Source organism: Streptomyces flavofungini (assembly GCF_041028215.1).
In the GTDB taxonomy this organism is placed as follows: domain Bacteria; phylum Actinomycetota; class Actinomycetes; order Streptomycetales; family Streptomycetaceae; genus Streptomyces; species Streptomyces flavofungini_B.
In genome coordinates, this window is record NZ_JASKYR010000866.1 from 1 (window position 1) to 4125 (window position 4125).

Genomic DNA, 4125 nt, shown 5'->3' on the forward strand with positions numbered 1-4125 from the left:
GCCGTCCTGGACACCATCGGCGAGGCGGAGGCGGCCGCGCTGCGGCTGCGCGCCGCCCGGCTGCTCAGCGACATCGGCCGCCCGCCCGAGGAGAGCGCCGCCCACCTGCTCCTCGCCCCCTCGGTCCAGGACGCCTGGGCCCTGTCCGTGCTGCGCGCCGCCGCCACCCAGGCCGAGCACCGCGCCGCCCCGGAGGCGGCCGCCCGCTACCTGGAGCGGGTGCGCCGTGCCGAACCGGACGACCCCGCCCTCCTCGCCCGCCTCGGCAAGGCCCTGGCCGAGAGCGACCCCCAGCGCTCGCTGAGCCTGCTGCACGAGGCCCACGCCCTGACCACCGACGTACGCGCCCGCACCGCCACCGCCATCCAGCTCGCCCTGACCTGCCTGGGCGTCCAGCGCTCGGCCCAGGGCACCGAAGTCCTCACCGAGGCCCTGGACGCCCTCGACGCCGAACTGGGGCCCGGCATGGACCCCGCCGACGGTGAACTGCGCACGCTCGCGGAGTCGGCCCTGCTCATCGTCGGCGCCGACGAGAAGTCCACCGGGGGGGCTCAGCGCGCTGTCCGCGGCGCACGGCGGCCGCGCCGCGGACAGCGCCCGCCGGGCCCGCCGAGCGCTGCGCACCCCCGACGCCCCGCTGGGGGCCTGGTCGCTGCTGCCCGCCTCGCTCGCCCTGCACCTGGCCGAGGAGGACCGGGCCGCCGACGACGCGCTGGAGACGGTCCTGCGGACCAGCCGCGAGAACGCCGCGGTGTGGACCTACGTCCTGACCCTGTCCACCCGGGCGCTGTTCCGCCTGGAGAACGGCGCGCTCGCGGACTGCGCGGCGGACGCGCAGACGGCGCTTGAGATCCAGGGCCAGGAACGCTGGGCCGACAACACCACCATGGCGCACACGGCCTACGCCTCGGCCCTCGTCGCACGCGGCGAGACGGCACGCGCCGAGGAGGCCCTCGCGGCCATCAAACGCCCGGGCTTCGACCGTTTCGTGTGGGAATACCACTGGTACCTGATGGCGCGCGGCCGCCTCCAACTGGCCCGCGGCGATCTCGAAGGGGCGCTGGCGACGTTCCTGGCCTGCGGCGACTCCCTGGGGCAGGCCGGGCTCAACAACCCCGTCCTGACCCCCTGGTGGCTGGAGGCCGCCTGCCTCCTCGGCCAACTCGGCCGCACCGGGGAGGCCCGCGCACTCGCCGAGCAGGGCGCCGCCGGCAGCGAGCGGTGGGGCACCCGGCGGGCGCTCGGTTACGCCGCCCTGGCCCGCGGCGCCGCCACCCCGGGGCCGGGCGCCGTGGCACCGCTGCGCGAGGCGGTCACCCTGCTGGGGTCCTCACCCGCACGCGGCTACGAGGCCCGTGCCTCGCTGATGCTGGGGCGGGCGCTGATGGCCGACGGGCAGGCCCGGCAGGCGCGCGAGCACCTGCGCGCGGCGGTCGCGCTGGCCAGGCGCTGCGGCTGCGTGGCCCTGGCCCGCCAGGCGCGGCAGGACCTGCTGGCGGCCGGCGGGCGGATGCGGGAGATCACCTCCTCCGCCCTGGACATGCTGACCGGCACCGAGCGCACGGTGGCCGGCCTGGTCGCCTCGGGCGCGGGCAACCGGGAGGTCGCGCAGTCCCTCTTCGTCACCGTACGCACCGTCGAACTCCATCTGACCAGCGTCTACCGCAAATTGGGGGTACGGCGGCGCGCGGACCTGGGCGCCGCCCTGCAAGCGGACGGCGCTCCCTGCCGGGCCCCGGCCCGGCCGGCCGGAGACAGCACATGAATATTTCGTCAACGGAAGAACAAGACGTTCCACGCAGTCACCACAGCTCCCGCGCAAATATAAGATCACCGCATGGCACCCCCTGATCTGCCACTGCTCGAACGCGACCGTGAGCAGGCTGTTCTCGCTGCCGTGATCGGTGAACTCCGGTCCGCACGCCCCGCCCTGGTCACCGTGACGGGCGAGCCAGGCCTGGGCCAGAACGAGCTGCTGCGCTGGGCCACCGGGCAGGCCAGGGACCGGGGAGTGCACGTCCTCAGCGCCCGCGCCACTCCCGCCGAGCACGAACTGCGCTATGGAGTGGTCGCCCAGCTCCTCTCGCCCGAGGACCGCACCATCGCCTCCCGCCTGTTCGTGACCCCGCACCGCCCCGGCGGCCTGCCCGGCCTCAACCACCTGCTCGCCGCCGCCCGCTACCGCCCCACCCTCGTCGTCGTCGAGGACGTCCAGTGGCTCGACCCGGCCTCCCTGCGCTGGCTCGAAGCCCTCGCCCGGCGCCTGCCCCGGGCCCACCTGGCCCTGCTCACCAGCACCACCGGAACCGCCATCGACCGGCCCGAATGGAGCGTGGGCACCCCCCTGACCGGGCTGGCGAGCACCATCGAACTGGCGCTGCCCCCGCTCACGGCCGGCGGCATGGCCACCGCCGTACGCGCGGTCCTCCACCGCCCCGGCGACCCCGCCTTCACCGAGGCACTCGCCGAGGCCACCCGGGGCGTCCCGGCCGTCGTCCATGACGTCCTCGACCGCTTCGCCCGCACCGGCCGCGCCCCCGGCGCCGAGCACGTCGAGGAGCTGCGCGCCCTGACCGCCGACGTGGTCGGCGACCACGCGGCACGGGCCCTGAGCGAACTGCGCGACCCGGCCGCCGTGGACGTCCTGCGCGCCCTCGCCGTCTGCGGCGACCTGCTCGACTTCCCCCTGGTGTGTACGCTCGCGGGCCCGCACCCCGTGCCCGAGACCCGGCTGCGCGCCACCCTCAAGGCCAGTGGCCTGACCACCACCCGCGACGGCGCGCCGCATGTGCACGACGCCGTGGTGCGCGCCCGCATCCTGGAGGAGATGCCCGCCGCCGACCGCGCCGACCTGTACGCGCGCGCCGCCCGGCTCGCCCAGCGGGTCGCCGTCGCCGACCAGGGCATCGCCGAACTGCTGCTGCTCGCCCGGCCCGTCGGCGCCCCCTGGGCCGTCAACACCCTGCGCCGGGGCTTCACCGCCGCGCTGCGCAGCGGACGCCGTGACCGGGCCACCGCCTATCTCGCCCGCGCCCTCGACGAGCCGCTGCCCGCCGAGGAACGGGCCCGCGTCGAACTCCAGCTGGCCTCGGTGCAGATGGTCACCGCCCCCGCCGCCGCCGAGCGCCGCCTGCACGGCCTGATCCGCTCCTCCGGCGCCCGCGCGCACCTGCGCTCCCAGGCCGTCGACCTGTGCCTGCTCGGCGGCGACACCCGCGCCGCCCGCCTCGCCGAGCCCGCCGAGCCCGGCGAACGCGTGGCGGACACCCCGCCGGGGCCTGGCGCGACCCCGCCGTCCGCCCCCGGCGCGGGGGAACCGGGCCCGCCGTCCGCCCTCGGCGCGGGGGAACCGGCCCCGACAACCCCACAGAACCTGTCCGAAAACGATCTTGACCGGGCTACCCGGGCTGACAACGATGCCACGCTCGGCGAGCGGCACGAGCTGATCGCCCTGCACCGGGTCGCCCGCTTCCTGCGCCACGAGGAGTCCTGCCTGGACGTCCATCCCGCGCCCGCCCTGCCCGCACACTCGGTGAGCCCCGCCGTCGCCGGGGTCAGGGCCTGGGAACAGGCCGTGGCCGGCGTCCACCTGGAGCAGTCCCGCCGACTGGCCAGAGCGGCCTTCGCGCCCGATCCCGGCGGGCGCCCGCCGCTCGTGGCGCCCCGCCTCTTCGCCTGCCGCGCGCTCTTCCTCACCGACGACGGGGACGAGGCCGAGGGCCACCTCGCCACCCTCCTCAACGAAGCCCACCGGCAACGCGCCGCCATCGCCATCGCCCACGTCCTCGCCGTCCGCGCCGACCTGCACATCCGGCACGGCCGCCCCGACGCCGCGGCCCGCGACCTGGCCGCCGCCGAGGCGGAACTGCCGCTCACCCGGCTCCACCCGCTCTTCGTCCCCTACTGGGCCTCCCTCAATCTGGTCGCCGACCTCCAGAACGGTCACCGGGACCGGGCCCGCGAGATCGCCGCACGCCCCGTCCCGCCCCTGGCCGAGGAGTGCGCCACCAGCTCCTACCTGCTCTTCGCCCGTGGCGTACTGGCCCGCGACGAGGACGATCCGCACCAGGCGCGCGAGTACTTCCGCGCCAGCGGACGCTGGCTGCTGCGCTACGGCTGCGAGAA

2 protein-coding genes and 1 pseudogene are annotated in these 4125 nt (G+C 76.4%); all 3 read left to right on the plus strand.

Annotated elements, in window-relative coordinates; all coding sequences use genetic code 11:
• Positions 1–849 (plus strand): annotated as a pseudogene (locus AB8Z36_RS35725) (hypothetical protein); the annotation flags it as partial.
• Positions 752–1765, plus strand: a complete 1014-nt coding sequence (locus AB8Z36_RS35730) for a helix-turn-helix transcriptional regulator (protein ID WP_369217549.1) — start codon at positions 752–754, stop codon at positions 1763–1765. The pseudogene AB8Z36_RS35725 and the gene AB8Z36_RS35730, both read left to right, overlap by 98 nt.
• 72 nt (positions 1766–1837) lie before the next feature.
• A partial coding sequence (locus AB8Z36_RS35735; protein ID WP_369217550.1) for an AAA family ATPase occupies positions 1838–4125 on the plus strand: 2288 nt, incomplete at its 3' end.